The sequence below is a fragment of the Rhizobacter koreensis genome, assembly GCF_013366375.1.
Lineage (GTDB): Bacteria > Pseudomonadota > Gammaproteobacteria > Burkholderiales > Burkholderiaceae_C > Schlegelella_A > Schlegelella_A koreensis.
In genome coordinates, this window is sequence record NZ_JABWMJ010000012.1 from 124408 (window position 1) to 145570 (window position 21163).

Here is a 21163-nt window from a genome sequence, read left to right on the forward strand (position 1 = left end):
GGAGCGTCGCGCGCCGGCTACGGCGTGAGGTGCAGCGAACGCACCGCCACGTTCGGGCTCGTGAGAGCGAGCTGCGGCAGCGTGATCGCGGCCGGCAAGGCGACGTCGGCCGACGCGCCGACGCCGGCACGCAGCACCGCGACCAGCACCACCACGCGGCCGGCCGGCACGCCGGTGACCAGGTCGACCTCGAAGGGCACGGTCGCCGAGTTCAGCGCGTCGAGCGTCTGCGTGCCGGGGGTCTTCCAGAGGCGCGTCTGCCCGGCGGTCCGCACGAAGCTCCAGCCGCCGCCGAACGCGATGGCCGTGGTGCCGGCGTCGCTGTTGAGGACCTGGTTCACCGCGAGCGTCCACGGCACGTTGCCCGCGGCATCGCCGAGCGTCCAGGTCGCGGGGTTGCCGGCGACTGCGGCCGCCGGACCGCTCCAGCGCAGCAGCACCACGCGCACGTCGGCGCCCGGGCGCTCGAGCAGCCCGCGGTGATGCACCACCACGTCGACGATTGCGCGGCTGCGCGCGAACGTCATCGACGCCGCGCCGACCTGGCCCTCGGGTACCTCGCCGTGGAAGTCGATCAGGTCGGCCTCGCTCGGCGCGCCGTCGCCCCACGGGTTCCGGGTCGCATGCGGCGCCACCATGGTCGCGTCCCACAGCGCGTTGTCGATCGTGGGCACCGCGCGCTGCGGCGTCGCGCCGGCGGCCGGAATCACGACCACCGGCGCCCCAAGGTCGCGCAGTACTTCGCTGAAGTAGCTGTCCCAGCGCCCGTTCGGCACCACCCGCGGGTCGTTGCGCGCCGAGCGCAGCGCGGCCTGGAAGCGCGCCAGCGGCTGGCGCTGGAACGCGTTGATGACCGGCGCCGCGCTGGCCTGGCGGCCCCACGGCAGGTTGGCCGGTCGCGCGATCGCGGTGGCGACCGCACGCGGCCGCACGTCGGGGCTGCCGTGCCACGAACGCGCGGTGCGGCCGTCGTTCTGCAGCGCCACCGCGGTCGGGCGGTGACGCAGGTCGTCCTGGTGGCAGCGCAGGTAGGTCAGGTCGACGACGTCGGGCTGGTCGAGGCGCAACTCCCACACGCCGCGCGCCGCGATCGCTGCCCTCAGCAGGCGCACCTGGCCATCGTTGAAGATCGCGAGGTCCTCGACCGCGGCTTCCGGCAGGCCGTTGACGCGCTGGCTCCAGGTCCACGCCGGGTCGGCGTTGTCGATCTGGGTGCGCAGCCCGCGCCACACGCCGACGGTGGTGCCGACGTACACCTCGTCCGGAAACGCCGGATCGCAGACGATCGCGGTCACCGGCGCCGGCACCCCCGCGCTGTCGGTGCGCAGCCCCGTCTTGAACCACTTGCCGCTGCCGTCGTACCACCACAGCGTGTCGACGTTGGCGTCGCCGGGCTTGCCGATGTTGCCGAGGTAGACCGCGCCCTTGCTGCCGTGCGCGCGTGGTGGCTGGCCGGGCGCGGCCGGCGGGTCGAGGTTGACCGCGACATCGGTCCACACCGCCGACGCGCGCAGCGGGTCCTCGCGGCGCCGCGAGCTCGCCGAGTCCTTGACGATGATGGTCTCGCGGCTCCAGGTGCCGGGCGGCCCGCCGTCGTCGGAGCCCGGCACGCGCGCGTAGCGCATCAGCTTGCCCTCGCCGAGCACCCAGGCGACGTCGCGGTCCTGCCACCGGCAGACCGTGATCTGCTGGCCGAAATCGTCCTGCTTGGCGCGCAGGCCCGCGTTGGCATCGCCCGGCAGCGGGTCGGTGCCGGTCGGCAGCGTGAACCAGGCCGCGCCGAGCGCGGTCGGCGCCGGGGCGCCGGCGAGCGCACGCGTCTCTTCGGTGTACCAGACGCGCGTCGTGCCGAAGATCACCTGGCCGACCTGGTGCGTCGCGGCCGCCGACGGGCGCGTCGTCGCGATGCCGGCCGCGGTCGAATAGAACGCCGACCCGTTCAGCTCGTTGCTCGACGAGACCGCGCCGCGCCGCAGCATGTCGCCATCGGAGAGCACGTTGTCCGAGGTCGACCAGTTGCCGTTGGTGTACTGGCAGATCCAGTGCTCCGGGTTGATCGGGCGCGGCAGCAGCCCGCCGCCGTCGCCCGACATGCGCGGCACCGGCTTCCACACGCTGCTCGAGAGGCGCAGCACGCTGCCGTTGTCCTGCAGCCCGGCGGCGACGCAGCCCTCGGCGACCGGGTTGTGCGCGACGTAGTTGCTCTCGACGACCTGCAGGCCCTCGTTGCGCGGGTAGAACGCCGCGACCGTGGGCGCCGCGCCGCCCGCGCCGTCCTGGTGGCGGTCGGAGCGCGACACGCCGCCGTCGGTGGCGGCCCACAGGCGCGCCCCTGCGTTGCTGAAGTAGACGCCGTGGACGTCCGGGTGGGTGCCGAGGCCGAGCGTCGACGCGGGGTTCGGCTGGCCGAACCGCAGCGCGCCGCCGCTCGCCGCCACGTGGCCGACGAGGATCGCGGCGGCCACGTTGGTCACGTTCACGTTCTCGGCCGTCGTGAAATCGAAAAAACTGCCGCCGAGCACGACCCGGTTCGGGTCCGCCGGATCGACGTCGATCGCGATGTCGTAGTCGCCCTGACGCCCGAGGATGTCCTGCGTCACGACGATCGGCGCGGCAGCCGGCGCGGCCGCGGTGTTGGACACGCGGAACAAGGCGGGCGGCACGTTGCTGCCAGCGTCCGAGACCGCCCACACCTGGCTCGGCGGCGTCGACGCCGCGAGCGCGCCGCGCAGCGCCTGGTACGCGGTCCCCGCGGGGCTGCCGGCGGCGAACGCGACGCGTGCGAACGCAGCGGCGGGCGGTGACGTCATGTCGCGGCAATAGAGCCCGGCGCCGCTGCCGCTCATCATCCACACCCAGACGCGCGCCGGCGCGCCGCCGGGCACCGCCGGCGTCCACAGCACGTCGCTGCACGCGCCGCGGTAGGCGTCGAACGGCGCCGCCTGCACCAGCTCCCATGGCGCGTTCAGGCCGCCACCTGCCGGGCGTTGGAAAAGGCCGATGCGGGTCGCCGCGAGCACCCTGCTGCCGCCCGGCTCGAGTGCGATCCGGTAGACGCCGCTGCCGGCAAGGTTGGTCGCCTCGATCTTCCACGGGTCGGGCTCGTCGGGCACGGCCGGGTGCAGCGCGTGCAGGATGCCGACGCCGCCCAGCGAGCTGCCGGGCTGGCCGTCGAGGGGCGTGCTGACCTCGCCGGTGCCGACCCAGACCTCGTCGCTCAGCTCGGTGACGCCGAACTGCACCGCGATCGCGTGGCACGAGTTGCGGTGCGCCGGCCGCACGATGCCGGCGGTGGCGGTCGCGGCAAGACCGGCGAGCGAGCGCCAGTGCGCGCCGCCGTCGCCCGAGTACCACACGCCGCCGTTGGCCGACGCCGCATAGAGCCGCTCGCCCTGCGGATGCACTGCGAGCGCGTTGATGCGGCCGCTGATGCGCGGCGATCCCGCGCTCGACTGCAGCACCACCTGCGGGCCGAGCGGGATCCACAGGTGCGTGCGCGAGCTGGCGGGCGCCCGGCTCGCGGGGCCACCCGCCGAGCGCTCGCCGCGCGCCGCCCCGATGGCCCCGTCGGGGTCGAAGTCCTGGCGCCGCCGCGCCATGAAGCGACGCCGGCCGCTCGAGTCGTCGTCCTTGCGCGCGCCGGCGCGGCCGTCGGCCGGCCAGTCGTAGCGGCTCACGTCGAGCCTCCCGGCTCCGGTGGCTTGGGCGGCGCGACGCGGATCCAGCCTTCGCGCAGCGCCGGCGGCTCGTCGGGCATCAGCGCCGTCTGCGTCGCCGCCAGGATGGCGTCGGTGCGCCAGCTCGCCGGCGTGTCGCGCCACAGGAAGTTCTGGTCCTTGCCGAACACGCTCACCTTCGGCAGGCGCAGCTGGCGTTCGGCGTCGAGGTCGGTCTCGACCAGCACCGGCCCGGTGCGCAGCGACGGGGCGATCGCGGCCAGGCCTTTGCCGACCCAGTCGCGGGCCAGCGCGAGCGCCTTGCGCGGCAGGATGCCGGAGCTCAGGGTGGCCTTGCCCGACGGATGCATGAGGATCGTCAGCGTCACGGTCTGCCCGATGTGCAGCTCGAGCGTGTCGGCCTCGTCGGCGCGAAACACGTACGGGTGTTCGATCGGATCGGGCACCTCGATGTCCGACGTCTTCGCATGCTGGCCGAGCTGGCCGCGGCTGCGCCCGGCCGCGGTGGCGGTCGCCGCGATCGCCTTGTCGACGAGGCGCAGCCGCGTGTAGTCGTCGTCGACGAAGAAGCCGAGCACGCCGTCGTCGCTGCGCGTGAGTTCGCCGATGCGCACCGCGAAGGCGTGGCGCTGCGCGGCCTGCTCGGCGGCGGCCCACTCGGCGGCACGCGCCGGATCGCCGAGGTCGACGTCGGTCGGCGGCATCAGCTCGAGGCGAAGCTGCGCGCGCACCACCGCGATGGGCCGCCCCACCAGCCCGGCGACGTGCTCGCTGCCGAGCGCGGCCATGCTGTCGACGGTCCAGAGCGTGGTGTCGATCGCGCGCAGCAGCGCCGAGAGCGCGCTCTCCTTGAGGCTGCTCCCGGCGAGCGCACGACCGCCGCGAGCGGCGCTGTCGGCCGCCACCAGCGCGGCGGCGAAGTCGCCGAGCGCGCGCTGCGGCGGCGCCAGGTCGTGGTGCGGGCCCGCGTCGGCCGGGCCGCTGCGGCCGGCGGCGATCTCCCACACCACCCCGCCGCTCACCGCCTCGTGCAGCAGCTCGCCGAGCGGCGCGCCGTCGAGGCCGAACACCTCGAGGCTCTCGTCGAGGTGGTCGGGCAGCAGGAAGCCGGCGACCGGGTTGACCTGCAGCGTCGAGTCGACCTGATCGACGCGTGCCTCGATGCCCTCGGCGCCGACCGGCGTCGCGGCGTCGACCAGCCGGAACAGCCAGCGCGCCGGGCGCAGCAGGCGCGGCGGCATCGCGAGCGCGCCGGGGTGCGCGGCGAGCGTGGCCCGCGTCGGCACCATGGCGTTGGCGAGCGCGCCGGCCGGCAGTTCGAGCGTGCGGCCGAAGGCGTCGACCAGCCGAGCGCGCTCGAGGCGCAAGGCGCCGGCGAGCAGCAGCGCCGGCGCAGCGACCGGGGCCGGGTTCACGAGGCTGCCGTCGCTCGTCGAGCGGCGCAGGCCGTCGCTCACCGGCAGGCCGAGCAGCTGGGTGCGCACGCCGTCGAGCGCCGCGGTCACGAGATCGAGATGGCGCACCGCCGTGTCGAGGTCGCGGTAGGCCTGCTCGGTCGCCTCGTCGACGAGTCCGCCGCCGGCGCCGGGCTTGTCGAGCGCCTCTTCCTTCAGCAGCCAGTCATCGATCGCGTCGTGCAGGGTCCGCGCCGCGCCGGTGGTCAGCAGCGCGCGCCCCCGCAGCGTGACGGTCGCGCCGTCGATCGGGGCGCCGGTGTGCTCGACGTCGACCGCACCGAGGCGCCAGCCGGCGAGCGTCGCCGGGTCGACGCCGTCGACCGCGACCTGCCACTCGAGCCAGAGCGGCACCCACGGCTGCGCCCAGGCGGTGACCGCCACCAGGTCGGGATCGGCGCCGCGGTAGAGCGAGAAGCGCCGCAGCTCGTCGGCGACGCGCGTCTGCTGCTCGCGCACGCCGGCGCCCGGCGGCTGAGCGGCAGCGCGGCTGCCGCGACCGGCGCGCGGCGGCTTAGGGCCGAGTGCCGCGGTGCTGCCGTCGTAGATGCCGTCGGCGCCGAAGCGCAGCGCCGACTCGGCCTTGAGGCGCGTCAGCACGCTCGCCCGCGCCGCGCCGGCAGGCGCCAGTGCGGCCGCGATCCAGTCGTCGTGGTACGGGTCGTGCAGCAGCGCCTCGCGCGCGAGCAGCAGGACCTCGCCCGGCACGCTGCCGTTGCCGAGCGAGCGGATGAAGCGGTCGGGCGCGATCACGCCGCTGATCTCGGTGATCGTGTGGGTGGGCCAGCGGCAGGTGAGCTTGCCGTCGGCCGATCCGCGGCCGTCGTTCCCGTGGCGCAGGCTGCGCCCGGCACCGCGCAGCGCCACCATCGGCTCGCTCGGGAAGGTCCAGCGCGGCGCCGGGCGCGTCACCACGCGCGCCTCGGTCGGTGCGAGCACCTCGCCGACGCGCGAGCGCGCGAGATCGGCGATCACCGCCGCACCCGCTTCGATCAGCGTCGGCTTGGCCTTGGTCGCGAACACCAGGTCGGCGGCGAACGCGGCACTGTCGCGCGCGAGGGCCGGCCCGCGGGCGCCCGGCGACGGAGCCGGCGCTGCGGCGGCCCTGCCGAGCGCGGCGCTCTGCATCGCGAGGCCGACCACATCGGCGGCGCGCCGCCGGCCGATGCCGAGACCGCCCGCGCCGCCGGTCTGCACGCGCTGCAGAAAGCGATCGGTGCCCGCGCTGCCCGACGGCAGCGAGGCGAACGCGCCGGCGTGCTCGGCTTCCTCGAGCGCCACGAGGCCGTCGGCACTGCCGAGGCCGGAGACCTTCTGCGCCGTGAACGCGGCGAGCAGGCGCTCGGTGGCGCGACGCTGCTCGGCGCTCGCGCCGGCGGCCGACGCGAACGCGGCGAGCAGGTCGTCGTCGTGGTGCCCCAAAGCCGCGCTGACGTCGCCAGGCGCCGGGCGCCGGTCGACCGTGACGACGCCGGCGACCGGCACGCCGTACACGCTGCCGTGCAGCAGCGACGAGCGCAGCTGCCACGCCGGCGCGACGAAGCGGCGGCCGGCGTCCGCCGCGAATGCCGACGCGACCTTCATCGTGTCGGCGACCACCAGCGTCTTGTCGACCGGCACGAACGGCGCGCCCGTGGGCGCGGCGCGCGCAGCGACCTTGCTCGGCCGCTCGATGTCCCAGCGGGTCGCGGTGTCCAGGCCGAGCGAGCGGCGGAGCTCGTCCTGCTGCTGCTGGCGCGCCCGCTCGGCGTTGGCGTCGCCCCACTCGGCCATCAGGCGCCAGCGCAGGCCTTCGAGCAGCTCGTGCAGGCTGGCGTCGCTGCGCGCGGCGTCGAGCGGATCGAAGGCCGGGTCGCTCCACCAGCCCGCGACGACGTACGCCGCGCTGTCGCCATGCACGCCCTGCGGCGCCCCGACGCCGAGGTCGGCCAGCGGGTCGTGGAACGCGAAGCGGTTGAGCACCGCGTCGTAGATGCCGGCCCAGGCGAGCGAGCCGCCCACGGTCCCGGTCAGATCGGCCCTGGCGATCGGGGCGCCCGCAGGCGCCGCCGCCGCGGCCGCCCGGCCTTCGCGCCACTCGGCGAGCGGCACCGCGACCGCCCGATCGGCCTCGATCACCCAGCCGGTCAGCACCGGCTCCGACCCGCCCCTGGGCAGCAGGATGCGCAGCACGACGAAGCGGTCGGGCAGCACCGGGAGCGCGAGCCGGTTGGTGCCTGCATCCGGGCGCTCGGCGAGGCTGCCGCGCAGCAACGCGTCGGGCATGGCCCAGTGCAGATGCACCCCAGGCGGGCGCGGCAGGCCCGGATCGAACGGGTCGGGCAAGCCCGCCTCCGGGTCGCTGACCGGCGCCCCGTCGACGTTCGCGACCAGCATCGGCAGGCGCACCATCGGCTCAGCGTCGCCGGGCGGCACGTAGAGCGCCTGGACGTCCATCGGCACCAGGAGGCGGCTCTCGCGCAGCAGGTAGCGGTCCCAGGTCGCGATCTCGGCGACGTCGAGGGCGGTGCGGTCGGCAGCGAGGAAGCGCTTGCCGCGCACCGCCTCGCGAATGACCTCGGCCGGAACCGCGCCCGCCTTCGGCGCCGCCGCGGGTTTGGTCGGACCTTTTCCGGCCGCCTGCTTGCGGGTCGCCATCACAGCCCCAGGTTGCTCTTGACCGCGGCCTGCCAGGTCGCGAGCGACACCTTCGGCCTGAACGTGTCGAGGCCGAAGAACCGCCGCCCCTGCGTGTTGGCAGGGTCGCCGAACACCTGCCGATACGGGAAGCGCAGCATCTGCAGCGCGAACTCGTTGGGCGCGAGCGTCGGCGTGGCCTCGGCGGGCACCGGTGGCGCCTTCTTCGCGAGACGCCTGTTCAGCTCGGCGAGGTCGATGACACCCGGCGCGCCGGCGCGGAACGGCACCGGCACGGAGTTGGCGTCGGTGAGCGGCGCATCGGGCGCGCCGACCAGGTTGCCGGTGTTCTTGTCGCGGAAGCGCACCCGCGCGGCGCGCTTCGACGGCGGCGCACCGGCGTCGAGCCGGGCGCCGAACTGGATGCCCTGGCGCGGCTCCTCGACGTGCACCACCGCAGGCACGCCGTCGATCAGCACCAGCAGCACCGCCGGCGCGAGGCGCTCCATGCGCAGCACCTTGAGCCGGCTGGGGTCGGATTCGGCCGCGGTGGTGAGCGCGTCGTCGGCGACGACGTCGACCGCGTAGGCGCGCACGTGCAGGTTGGGCCAGCCGGAGACCGCGCGCGAACGCATCAGGAAACCCGTGATGGTGCCGCCGGCGCCTTCGAGCCGCTCCTGCCCGGCCGGGCGCCGCAGCGTGCGCTCGGCCTCGTCGACCTCGTCGCGGATGTGCGGGTAGACCGCCTCGAGCAGCGCCCGATCGGCGCTCGACACCGTGCCGACCGAGAGCGCGCCCTGCACGAGAGCATCGGTCCACGCGCGGTCGATGTAGAAGAAGCGCATCGACTCGGGCGGCAGCAGCTCGGCGTCGGGCACCAGATACGAGAACGGCACCCCGTGGAGCAAGCGCAGGCGCGCGAGAAAGCGACGCAGCTCGCCCGGCACCACGTGCAGGCCGTCGTCGGGGTCGTCGTCGATCGCGACGTCGGCGTAGCGCTTGGACGCCAGCGTCGCGGCCTTGAGCGCCACCTGCGCGCCGATGACGGACTTCATGGCTGCACCTCCTCGTCGTCATCGTCGATCGCCGCGGCGATCAGCTGGTCGAGCGCATCGGCCGGCGCGGTGCGCGGCGCGCCGCGCACCGGCGCGCCGGCGCCGATCACCGGCCCGGCCGCCGCCTGCGGAAGCGCGACGCGCAGGGTGCGCGCGAGCTCGCCCTGCAGCGCGCCCTTCAGGGCCGCCAGCGTCGCCGCGCCACCGGTCGCCTGCTCCGGCTTCAGCGCCAGCGGCACCGCGGTCTCTTCGAGCGCGGCGAGCACGCCGACGCCGGCCGCGCGCCTGGTCAACGCGGCGAGGTCGATGCCGAGGCCGGCGGCGATCACCGTGTCGAGCTCGCCCTTGACCTCGAGCGGGCGGCCCGGGTCGGCGATCGGCCGGCGCGGGCCGAGCATGGTCGACGGATTCTGTGCCAGCGTGCCGACCATCTCGAGCGCGACGAAGCGACCGAGGTCCGGCCGCGTGTGCGCCACGCCATCGACCGGCGGCAGCGGAAACGGCAGCACCTCGGCCAGCAGCTCGCGCACGCGCCCGGCGCCGAACTGCTCGGCCCGGAAGCGCATCAGCGCCGACACGACCGAGAGCTGCGACAGCGCGAGCAGGCGGCCGATCTCGAACGCCGCGGCGAGCGCGAGGTCCTCGCGCCCGTCGGGGATCGTGCGGCGCAGCTGATCGGCGCTGTGCGCGAGCGGCAGCGCCGCGTCGGCCGCAGCGTCGGGCTGCGTGCCGGCGTGACGCGGCGTCGGGAACGGCACGCAGGGGCCCCGGTACCAGGCGCGCACCGCGTCGCCGCGCCGCGTCGTGTGGTCGAGTCCGATGTGGCCGGTCTCGACGACCTCCGGGCCTTCCGGCCGCGGCGGCGGCGACGCGGGCTCGGGCTGTCCGGGCAAGGTCGCCTTGGCGGGCGTCGGGTTCGGCGCGGCGCCGAGCAGGCCGACGTCGACGTCCTGCAGCAGCGTCTCGAAGGTCGCGCCCTCGTTGGTGGTGAACGACCAGTGCGCGAGCACCGGAAAGCGGAACACCTTCTCGCGCGCGTGGATCTGGATCGGATAGCGAAAGCCGATGCCCATCGTGCTGCGCACGAGGCGGGTCGCGTCGGGGTCGAGCGCGGCGGCGGCGATGGTCTGGGTCGCGGGCGATACGCCGCGTGAGGTCCACTGCGCGGCGATCGCCGGCTCGTCGAGCGCGCCGGCGCCGTCGAGCGCCTGCCCGACCGGGCTGGCGGGTCCGGCGGCGGCGAAGCGCGCGAACGCCGAGCCCGGCACGCCCGCCGGGGCGTCGCGCGCCGTGGGACCTGCAGCGCCGGCTGCCGCGCGCGCGAGCCCGGCGCGCGGCAGCGCCTCGAGCGGCACGCCCTGCCCCTTGCCGCCCATGACCTGCACGTCGGGCCCGCCCGCGGCGTCGGCCAGCGCGAGCACGCTCCAGTCCTGCGCGAGCGCCCACTCGAACACCGGCACCGGCGGCTGTGGCTTCGGCAGCGCCGCGAGCTGACCCTCGACGTTGACGAGGCACGCCATGTAGCGCACCGCGCGCCCGCTCGCCGCGTCGAACACGGGCAGCCGGTTCGCGAGCACGACCGCGAGGAAGCCGTCGTCGTCGCCGTTCGCGAGTTCGGTGTCGTGCACGTCGACCTCGCGCACGTGAGCGAGCAGCGGCAGATCCTGCTCGCAGGGGAAGATCTTCTTCACCACCGTCTCGGTGACGGCGAGGTACAGACCCTGCTCGACGTCCTTGTCGGCAGGGTCGGGCAGCGGCGGCTGCAGACCCGGCGTGACGCAGTCGGCCACCGGCGTCGCTCCCGAGAGCTCGGCCTCGCCCTCGGCAACGACGACGAGCGCGAGCCACGGCACCGGCGACGGGCCGGCGCCGCCGGCTGGGTTGCGCTCCCACGGCAGGGTGCGACGCTTCAGCACGATCTGCGGCAGGCGGTCGCCGAACGCGCCCTCGGCGTTGGCCGGCGGGAAGCTCGACAGGATCTGCTCGGGCGGCATGGTGTAGCGCGGCGCCGCGACGTGGAAGTGCGTGTGCTCGGGCTCGACCTCGAACGGCACCCCGCTCATCTCGCTGACGAGCTCGTAGCGGCCGGCGGTGATCGGCGGCATGACGTTCGAATGCAGGATGAAGTGACCGGTCTTGGGCATGGCGGTGCAGGAAGTCAGGTCTTGATGGCGCGGGCGCGCGCCCGCGATGCACGGGCGTCGTTCGGGGCGGCGCGTCGGGCGCCGAGCGCACGCGGCAGCGCGTCGGGGGCGGCGCGTCGGGCGCCGAGCGCACGCGGCAGCGCGTCGGGGGCGGCGCGTCGGGCGCCGAGCGCACGCGGCAGCGCGTCGGGGGCGGCGCGCGCGGTTGCGCGGGCGCGCGCGAGCGCACGCTCGGCATCGCTGCGCACCGGCCCGTCCCACGCGAGCACGCTGGCCGGCGCGACGCTGCCGGGCGGTGCGGGCGGCACCAGCGGGTCGAGCGCCGCGTCGAGGCCGCGCGCGGCGACCAGCGCGATCGCGCCGGCGGCGTCGAGCGACGCCGACCCCATGACGCCGACCAGCGACCAGTCACGCCGGCTCGCCACCGTCACCACCACGGGCTGGGTCACGCGCTCGGCCTCGGCGGCGTCGGGCCGCACGTCGTAGGCGAGCACGCTGCGGTTGTCGGCGCTCAGCAGCACCGGCGCACGCTCGATGCCGGCGTCGCGTACGCGGGTCGCGCCGTCGAGGCCGAGCAGCAGCTGCCGGTCGGCGAGCGGGGCGCCCGCCGCGCTCGGGTCGTCGAGCGCGATCAGCACCGTGCGCACCGGCGCCGCGAAGGTCGTCGCGACGGTGCTCACGCCCTGCGCGAGCTCGACGCCGCCGACCCACCCGGCGGCGCGCCGCTCGCGATGCAGCGCAAGGGGCTCGCCCGACGCGTGCACGACGACGCCCGGCCCGACCGCGACACCCGAGCCGGCATACGGCATCGAGGTGCCGGCGTGCCAGCCGACCAGCGCCGCGGTCGCGTCGGCCGCCGCGCGCACCGCCGCCAGTGCCCGCGTCGCCCGCTGCGTCGCCGCCCGGTCGGCCGAGCGCGCCGACGGCGCGGCGCCGAGCCCGATCGCGACGATGCGCTCGGTGCCACGCACGATTTCGACGGCGTCGGTCGATGCACCCGGCCCGGCGATCACGTCGGCGAGACGCGCGCCGCCGGCGTCGACCAGCACCACGCGGGCGAGCGCCGCGCGCACGACGAGCCGCGGGCGGGCGGCGTCCGTCGCGGCGTCGGCATGGGCGTTGGGCAGCGCCAGCACCGCGATCTGCCCCGCGGCGAGCGTCGCGCCGGCGTTGGGAGCGCGCGCCGCCGCCCGCTTGCCGCGCAGCGCCGGCGCCGCGAGCGCGGCGCCGAACGCGGCCAGCGGCTCGGCCAGCGCCGCACCGGGTCGGGCGACGAGCGCGCTCGGGGCGTGACCCGGCGCCGTCGGCGGCACCTGGCGCGCGGCGATCAGGGTGCCGGTCCGGATCGCGGTCACCGCGCCCGGCACCAGGCCGCCGGTGGGGACCGCGGGATCGTCGACCCGCACGAGCCTGGCGGCGATCGACCGGCTGCGCTCGGCCTCGACCTTCGCGAGCGTCGGCGCCGCCACCCGCCACGCCTTGTCCGAGCCCTTGACGGTGGTGCGCGCGAGCGCGCGCTCGGGCGCCGCCGAGAGCGCCAGCGCCGCCGGCGCGAGCAGCGCCACCGCGACCGGCGGATCGACGAAATGGTCGAACACCTTGGCCGGTCGCGCCGCGCCGATCGCGGGCACCACGGTCGCGACGGCGGACTCGAGCCCTTCGGTGAGCGTGCCGACGAGCGGCGGCGCCTGGCGCTCGCCGCGCAGCGCCGCGAGTGCCGTCGGCGACGCCGTTCGACCGAGGAACCGCGTCGCCGTCGAGAAGGCAGCGTCGACGCTGGCGGGTACCGCGACCAGCGCGCTCACCGCATCGGCGACGCCGCGGATCGCGCTGACCTCGGCAGGCTTGCGCGAGAACGGCAGCGGCCTCCGCGGCCCGATCTCGACCTGGTGGTAGGCGATCTCGGGCCCGCCACCCGAGGGCGACGCGACGCAGGCGATGTCGAGCTCCGACAGCGCGTCGACCATCTCGCCCTTCGGGATCTTCGGCTGGTTCGGGTCCTGCGGCTGGCCCCATATGCCGAGCGGGAAGCGCCCGAACGGGCGCACCCTGTCGACGAACGGCCAGGCTTGCGGCACGCCGTTGCGCAGCCAGGTCAGCTTGAGCTCCGGCTCCACGCTCCCGATCTTGCGCGGGGCGACGCCGAGGGCCCGGCTGGGCGGGTGCGAGGTGAAGAGCCGGGTCACCGGCGCGCCGACGCGGCGCACGCCGGTCGCCGGCACCTGGCTGGTCAGCGTGATCGAGAACTCCACCACCACCACGAACGGGCGCGCCGCCGAGCCGTCCGGCGTGCTCTGCTCGCCCTTGCTCGGCAGCGCGCCGGTATTCGTCATCACCGCGTGCGGGCGCGCCTTGCCGTTGTCGGCGGCGTCGAGGTACTTGGCGACGAACGCCTGCGCCGAGAGCGGCTCCAGCTGCGCGCGGTCGGCGTCGCCGAAGCGGAACGTCAGCTCGACCGGCCCGACCTCGAAGGTGACCCTGGCGCGGAAGTCGGGTCCCTGCACGTGGATGCGCGCGCCCAGGCTCACCGAGATCGTGATCACACCGAACAGCCAGGTGTCGATCGTGACGCCGGCGCGGATGCGCACGTACGCCTTGACGTCGTAGCTGAACGGGTCGAAGAAGACGATGCCGTGCGCGCCGAAGGTCAGCTCGGCCCAGCCGGGCCCGATCTTGGCCGACGCCTCGAAGTCGCCGCCCGCCATCAGCGCTTCGCTGGTGAGGGCGAAGTAGGTGCCGGACTTGATCGTGATCGCGCTGCCGATGCTCCAGCGCAGACCCAGGCGCGGCACCACTGGGTAGCCGTTGCGGCGGAAGTCGGGGTGGTAGCCGCCGAGCGTGAACACGAACTCGCCCGCGTGCTCGCCCTTGAACCAGATCACGTAGGCAAAGCCCCCGGTGAGCTTGACGTCGCGGTAGAGCAGCCACGAGTTGTCGGTGAGCTGGCCCTGGACCCAGAGCACGCCCTCGCGGCTCGAGAAGCGCACCAGCAGGGCGACCTCGATCGAGACCAGCGCGGCCTCGGGCCGCGGCAGCGCCATCCGGCCGAGGCCGAGCAGGTTGACGTCGAGCCCGTCGCCGACCTGCACTCCGACCACCGCGATGCCGTCGACGAGCGCGAAGCTGTTGAACGCGAGGCCCGCCGCGAACCAGAACGTCCCCTTGTTCATCGGGAAGTGGTTGCCGAGCTGGCGCAGCAGCGCCATCGGGTCGCTGGGCCTGGCCGCGATGTCGAGCGCCTGGATCAGCGGGTATTCGCCGAAGCGCGCGAGGTCGGCCGGAAGCACGAGCTTGCGGTTGATGCCGAAGCCGCCGCCGATGCCGGTGAGGAAGAACGCCGGCGGCCCGCCGATCGGCCCGTTGACCGCGCCGATCGCGAAGAAGGCGGTGAACTTGTCGTTCTGGGCGTCCCTGCCTTCGCCGTAGCCGCCGTACACCGTGAGGCCGTACACCGCGAAACGGCCGAGCAGCATGCCGAGGTATTCGATGCCCTGCGGCCCGCTCTGCTTGAGCAGCCCCCCGGTGAGCGACACGCCGGCCATGTCGGCGGCGACCGCGAGCCCGGCGAGGTCGATCGACCAGCTGTTCGGATCGAAGAACGCGCCGTTCGAGACGATGTAGGTGATCTCGAGGTCGTCGACCGCGCAGGTCAGGCCGAACAGCGACACCGAGCCGTCCATGAGCAGCGAGACGCGCTCGACGCGCCCGCCGGGATGAGTGACCCCGAACCCGACCTGCTCGAGATAGAGCGGCCCGAAGCCCTTCTGGATCGCGACCCACCACGGGCCCGCGCCCTCGCCTGCCGACAGCGTGACGGCGAGCGGGCCGCTGCCGTGCTTCTGGATCGCGAGCGCCGGCGAGAACGCCGGCCTCGGCGGCTTCGGCCCGGTGTCGCGCAGCAGTCCCTGCGCAATGCGGTTGCTGCCGCCCCCGCCCGCCGCGCCGACCGCCAGGTTCGAGAACTGGATCTGCAGCCCGCCGCCCTTGAACGGGCTGCCCCCGCCCGCCGCGTCGATCTCTGCGTAAGCGTGCAGCGCGATCGATTCGAGCGTCACGCCGGCGTCGAGCAGCGGCCCCGAGCGTCGTCCGAGGCGCAGCCCGACGCCTTCGACGACGAGCGTCGGCCTGAACTCGAGCGCGCCGTCGCGCAGGAAGCCGACGAACAGGCCCCCGTCGCTCGAGGCGCTCGGGTCGGGGACGATCCAGCGATCGTCGTTCTCGAGCCAGAGCACGGTGTCGCCGGAGATCAGCTCGAAGCGGTCGTCGACCGCGAGGCGCAGGCCGATCACGTCGCTGCTGCTCCCGCCCTTGGCGAACGCGATCGTCAGCGCGCCGAGATCGACCACGATGCCGAGGCCCGCGAGGTTGCCGAACAGTCGCCGCAGGCGCGCCGGCCATGCCGCCGGGTCGAACGCGCCGCCGATCAGCGCGTTCGGGCTCGGCTGGTCGACGAGCAGCACGCCGCGCAGCAGCGCGCGCACGTCGTCCGTGGGCGTGGCCCCGAGCCGCCGACCCAGCAGGCTTTGCACCGGCGCTTGCGCCAGCGCGACCGTGGCGACGAGGTCGGCGGCGACCTCCACCGTGCGCAACGCCACCTGCACCGCGTCGGCGCTGTCGACCGGCGCGGCGAGCGCGCCGTCGCTGGCGGTCAGCGCGAAGCTGCCGCTGTCGAGCGACCAGCGCGACGCCAGGCGGTGCGTGTCGTCGACCGCGAGGCCGACTGCGACGCGCCGCCCGAGCGGCGGCGCGAGCCCGGCGCTGACCGCCACGAACGGCCGGATGCGCACGCCGCCGGCGTCGATGTCGGCCGGGCCCAGCGCGAGCGTGAACTCCATGAGCCCCGCCGCACTCGCCACCACCTTGAACGCCAGGTGCTCGACGCCCGGCACCGCGATCGCGTCGGCGGCCAGCGCGAGGCTACCGGCGGTCGGCGACCAGCTCAGCGACACCCCGGCGACGCTGACGCCGAGCGCGCCGGCGCTCGCCGTCACGGCGACGCCCGCCGGAACGAACGGCTGCACGCGCGTTGCCAGGGCTGCCAGGCCGTGGCTGGCGAGCGTCGGCACCGCACCGCTGAGCGCGCCGGCCGGGTCGGCGGCCCACGCCTGCAGGCGCGCGCGGTCGAAGCCCGGCGGCGTGCCGGTGCGCAACGCCAGCGCGTCGCCGAGTTCGCCGACAAGCGGGCCGACCGGCGCCGGCGTCGCGGCCAGCTTGTCGAGCAGGAACGGCAGCGCCGCCTCGGCGACCGCACTGAGCGCGCCGAAGCCCGCGAACGGCAGCAGCGCGATGTCCGCACCGCTTGTCGGCCGCGCGAACACCTCGAGCCCGCCGGCGCCGGTGCGAACGTGCACCGCGCACCGGCCCGGTTCGACGCCGGCGCCGGGTGCGCCGACGAACAGATCGAGGCCCGGCACCGGCGCGCTGCCGACGCCGATGCGCAGGCTTGCCGCGACGCCGGCCGAAAGGCGCGCCGCCCCGCCCGGTGCCGCCGTCCACGAGGTCGGATCGACTCCGAGGGTGAGCCTCGCGCCGGCGCCGTCGGCCACGACGCGGAGCGCGACGCCGGTCGCCAGGCGAAGCGGCCCGCCGGGCGAGCCGGCAGCGCCCGTCAGGGGCCGCAGCGCGTCGCACAGCGTCTGGATCTTCAGCGGGCTGGCCGCCAGCGAACCGGCGCTCGACAGCCAACCCGCCGGGTCGGCAAGCAGACCGGCGAGCGGCCGCAGCGCCCGCTCCGCATCGCCCGCCGCCCCGTCGAGCATGCCGAAGGCGTCGAGCGCCGCATCGATCAGCGGGCGCGCGCTGGCGTCGAGCCCGCGCAGCATTTCGAGCGCAACGTGCCCGCCGATCGCCGGCGCCGCTCCGGCCAGCATGCGCAGCAGCGCCGCCCCGTCTGGCTGCGGCCACAGCGCGGCGCTGCGCGAGCCGGCGCCGCCCGCGGCATGCCAGTGCAGCGTGAGCGCCGGCGGTTGGCCGGCGGCAAGACTGCCGCGCAGCTGGAGCCCGCCGGTGGTCGGCAACGCAGCGCTCGGTCCGATCGCGAAGCTGCCGCTCAGACGCGGCGCCGCGCCGTCGAAGCTCGCGGTCAGGTCCGCCTGCCAGCCGAAGCGGCCGCCGCCGCGGGTCGCGTCCGCGCCGCCGCCCTGCACGTGCACGCGGCGACTGGCGAGGTCGAGGCCGGCCGCGAGCGCGGGCCCGAGCAGCAGCCCGAGCGCCGCCTGCACCTCGTCGGCGGCGATCGCGAGACGCTGGCGCAGCAGCCCCGCGGGGTCGAAGACGAGCTGGTCGAGCGCGCCCGCCACCACGCCGCCGTTCGGCGCGACGAGCCCGAGCACGCGCAGCAGGTCCGCGAGCGCGCGCGACGCCGCGCCCTCGAAGTCGGACGTCACGCGCTGGAGCGCCGCCGAGACCAGCACCCGCGCCTCGGGCAGCACCGCTTCGCCGACACCTGCAGCGCCGAGGTCGCCGGCGCCGACCACCAGCGCTTCCCAGCTCTGCCCGAACACGCGCGCGTCGTGCAGGACGAGGCGCGTGCGGCCACTCGCTGCGGCGCCTTCCCCGCGAGCGAGCAGCACCGCGAACTCGAGGGTCAGCGCGCGCAGCTCCAGGTCGGGCGACGCGGCGAGCCAGCCGATGCGGTCGGTGATGCGCAGCGTGACGCGCAAGTCGCCGGGTCTGCTGATGGCAGCGGTGTCGGCGTCGAATCCGAACAACGCGAGCGACGCGAAGCCGCCGATCGCGACGCTGCCGCTCGCGACCTCGGGCAGCGTCCAGCGCAGCCCCGCCTCGACGCCGGTGGCGGATGGCGGCTCGCTCGCGCTGCGCGCCCGCGCGCGCCCGGCGAGCCCCGCCGCGACGATCGCCGTCATCGCGCGCGCGATCGCGGCCGCATCGACCTCGCCGAAAAGCGCCTGGACACGCAGGCCCGCGCGCACGGCGGGCGCCGGCAGCACCGCGGGGCGCAGGTCGGCGCCCGGGTCCGGCAGCGGCGCGAGTTCCATCAGCGCCTGCACCAGCGCACGACCGAGCGCGAGGTCGGCGTCGTCGGGCTCGTCGGGATCGACCGCCGGCAGCAGCCGATGCAGCAGGCGCAGCGCGTCGGCAGTCGGCTGGATCGCGACGGCGGTGAGCGAAATCGCCGCGAGCGGCGTGCCGAGCAGCAGCAGGTCGGCGACCGCGGCTTGTGCGTCGACGGCCAGGCGAGCGGCGTGGCCGGCGCCGGCGAACGCGACCACGGCGATGTCGCTGCCCGACACCGGCGCCAGCGCGTCGAGCACGCGGGCGAGGCGCGCCGCCTGCTCGGGCGTGCCGTCGCTCGCGCCGTCGGCGCCCCGGCAGTCGGCGCGGGAGCCGAGCTGCACGTACCAGTCGCCCGCAGCGAGCGCGGCCGGGCCCGGGAACATCGACGCCGCGAGTCCCGGCGTCGAGAGGTCGACCACCCGTGCGCCCGGAGGCGGCGCGATGCGGTCCTGCGCCAGCGCGACGTAGACGGTGGTCGTCGGCACGCGCCCGAGCTCGCGCTCGCCGTCGAACGTCGAAACGAGCTGGGCCGCACCGACCGCCAGCGTGCGCACGCCGATGCCGTCGGGTGCGACGGCCGGCGGCACGATGCGGCCGTCGCCGCCGAGCCAGCGCTGCGCCAGCGCGGCGAGGCCGCCGTCGAGGTCGCGCCCGAACACCAGCTCGCGAACGTCGCGCGCCGCGGCCGCTTCGGTGCGCAAGGCAGCGGCCAGCGCCGACGGTCCGAGCCCGTCGAAACCCGGGCGCCAGTCGCGCAGGCTGACGGGCGCACCGAACAGCGCCGGGTCGAGCCCGGCGGGCGGGAACCAGAGCGCGACGTTCGGCAGATGGGCGCCGAGGCCGAAGCGGTACGGATCGTCCGGATGGCCGGTGCCTTCGACGACGCCGCGCGCGAAGCGGCCGGCACCGGCCGAGGTGGTCGCGAACAGGTCGGCGAGCAGCGCCATCGCGTCGCCGACACGGTCGCTGAGCGCCAGTCGCGGCAGCCAGCCCGCGAGCGCGGCACGCGCGTCGACCGCCAAGTCCGCCAGTCGCAGGCGCGCAAAGCGGTCGGGATCGCCGCCCGGCCGAACGCCGTCACCGGCCCAGCCGAACGCGTCGACGACGCGCCCGAGCAGCCCGCCCGCGAGGCGCCCGAGAGGGCCGACGAGCGCCTCGACGCCGTCCCAGCCCTCCGGCGGCAGCGTCACCGATCCGTCGGCGGCGACCTGCGGCAAGGCGATCGGCAGCTCGAGCGTGTCGGTTTCGAGCACCAGGTGCGGCGCGACCAGCTCGGCCGTCAGCCGCGTGGCCGGCGACCAGCCGAAGGCGAGGCCCACGTGGTCGGCGCGCAGCGCCAGCCCGCCACCGAGCTGCAGGCGAGCCTGGGGCGGGCTGACGCCGCGCTCGCGCACGGTGAGCGACGCCGCGACGCCCGGCAGCAGTTCGCCGCGGCGCGCCGCGAGGTCGATGCGCGCGAGGCGCGCCGCGAAGCGCGTCGTGACGACCGTGCAGCCGCCGCCGAGCGAGTTGACGTTCGTGACCGTCGCGAGGCCCAGGTGCAGCGTCGCACCATCGACCGCGACCTCGAGGCCGAGCGGCCCGATCAGCGCGAGCCGCCACGGGTCGGCCTGGGTGCCGGCGCCCCGCACCGCTCCCGCGGCCTCGCTTGCGTCGGCCAGCGCGCTGCGCAGTTCGCCGAGCACCTCGGTCACCGCGGCCGGTACGCCGATCAGCTGGTGCCAGTAGCCGGCGACCGCGTCGACCGGGTCGGCCATCAACGCGGGCAGCGTCACCGCAGCGACGCCGGTGGGCGGGTCCAGGCCGATCAGGCGTCGCGCGATGCCGAGGGCGTCGCCGAGCCCGCCGAGCAGGTCGCTCGCGATCGCCTCGACGCTGGCGCCCGCGGCGTCCATCACCGCGTCGGGCGAGCTGAGGTCGAGCGTCGGGTAAGCCTGGCTGCCGAGCAGCACCCGGTCGGCCGCGAGCACGAAGACGGGCTTTCTCGCCGCATCGAGCGCGAAGCCGATGCGCAGCGTCTCGGCACGCGCGACGGTCGGCGTGGCGAGATCCAGCACCGGGCTCGCCCCGTTTCCGGCGGCGGCCCACACGCCGAGGCTGGGCAGCGCGACGGCCGCGCCGCTGACCAGATCGACCCGGAACAGCCCGGCACGGGCCTCGACGCGCGTCGCTGCGTTGCCGAGATCGACGGCAAGCGTCGGCGTGAGGCGCGGGTTGCCGCTCGGGCCGGCGTCGAGTTCGAGGCCGAGCACCACGTTCGCGCTGCCGAGCGTGAACGTCACGCGATCGGATGAAGGCGTCGCGCCGAGCAGGCTCGCGAGATGGCCCAGCCAGTCGGCGCGGCTCGGCGCGGCGCTGAAGATGCCGCGCACCCACTCGGCAAGGGCGATGGGTCCGTGCGCGAGCAGCGCCGCGACCGGAAAATCGGGCACCGCGTCGCCGCTGCGCAGGCCGAGCAGGCCGCCGAGCGCCGCGATGGGCGGCGACGCGGCGGCGGCATCGGCCTGCGCCTTGACGAGCCCGAGGACGAGCGCCAGCACCGCGTCGTCGCCGCCGCCGGCGCCGTCGGCCGCGAGTCGCACGTCCTGCGGTGCTGTCGCGCCCGGCAGCTGCAGGCCGTCGAGCGCGAGCGCGAACAGTGGCCGGTTCGACCCGCCGGTGCCGGTCGGCACGTCGATCTCGAGGCCGATGCCGCCGAGCCGCGCCTGCCCCGGCACCGGCGCGGCCGCGTCGAGCGTCACTCGCGTGGCGATGCGGATGCGGCCGTCGTTGCTGCCGAGCAGCAGCGGATCGCCTACCGGCGGGCCGCCCTCCTTCGTCACCCGGAACAGCGGCACCGCGAGGGTGGTGCTCGACACCGGCGCAGGCGGCGCGGTGCGCACCCGGATGCCGAGCCCCACGTGCAGCCCGTCGGCACGGCCCTCGTCGAGGATGAGCGCGAACAGCAGCGGCGGATCGGGCACCTCGATCAGCGGCAGCCAGATCACGCCGGCTTCGGTGCTGCGGTCGGCGCCGCCGAGCGCCGCATCGACGAACGCGATCAACGCGCGGCGCTGATCGCCGTTCGACAGCATCGACTTCAGCGCTGCTGCCGGGTCGGACAGCCAGTCGGGGTCGGGGCTGCCGTCGGCCCTGAAGATGCCGAGCGCGACCGCGAGGTCGCCGAGTACCCCGAGATCGCTCTTGCCGACCGCCACGCG

General features: G+C 75.7%; 5 protein-coding genes. All 5 read right to left on the reverse strand.

Going from position 1 to position 21163, the window contains the following annotated elements; genetic code table 11:
* Positions 1 to 17: 17 nt before the first annotated feature.
* From HQN59_RS21590 to HQN59_RS21610, 5 genes are read right to left on the reverse strand one after another with little or no spacing between them, the layout of a single operon-like run.
* Positions 18 to 3677 (reverse strand): hypothetical protein, encoded by a 3660-nt coding sequence (locus HQN59_RS21590; protein ID WP_176071187.1) that lies wholly within the window; start codon positions 3675 to 3677, stop codon positions 18 to 20.
* Complete coding sequence (locus tag HQN59_RS21595) at positions 3674 to 7768, reverse strand: hypothetical protein (protein WP_176071188.1); 4095 nt, start codon at positions 7766 to 7768, stop codon at positions 3674 to 3676. Before HQN59_RS21595 ends, HQN59_RS21590 begins: the two co-directional genes overlap by 4 nt.
* Positions 7768 to 8802 carry a hypothetical protein gene (locus HQN59_RS21600; RefSeq protein ID WP_176071189.1) on the reverse strand — a complete coding sequence of 345 codons (1035 nt, stop codon included), beginning with the start codon at positions 8800 to 8802 and terminating at the stop codon, positions 7768 to 7770. Before HQN59_RS21600 ends, HQN59_RS21595 begins: the two co-directional genes overlap by 1 nt.
* The gene (locus tag HQN59_RS21605; RefSeq protein WP_176071190.1) at positions 8799 to 10946 is read right to left on the reverse strand and encodes a hypothetical protein; all 2148 of its coding nucleotides are present in this window, start codon (positions 10944 to 10946) and stop codon (positions 8799 to 8801) included. Before HQN59_RS21605 ends, HQN59_RS21600 begins: the two co-directional genes overlap by 4 nt.
* Positions 10947 to 10960: 14 nt before the next feature.
* Positions 10961 to 21160: a DUF6603 domain-containing protein gene (locus tag HQN59_RS21610; protein ID WP_176071191.1), complete on the reverse strand. Its 10200-nt coding sequence runs from the start codon at positions 21158 to 21160 to the stop codon at positions 10961 to 10963.
* Between the last annotated feature and the right edge of the window lie 3 nt (positions 21161 to 21163).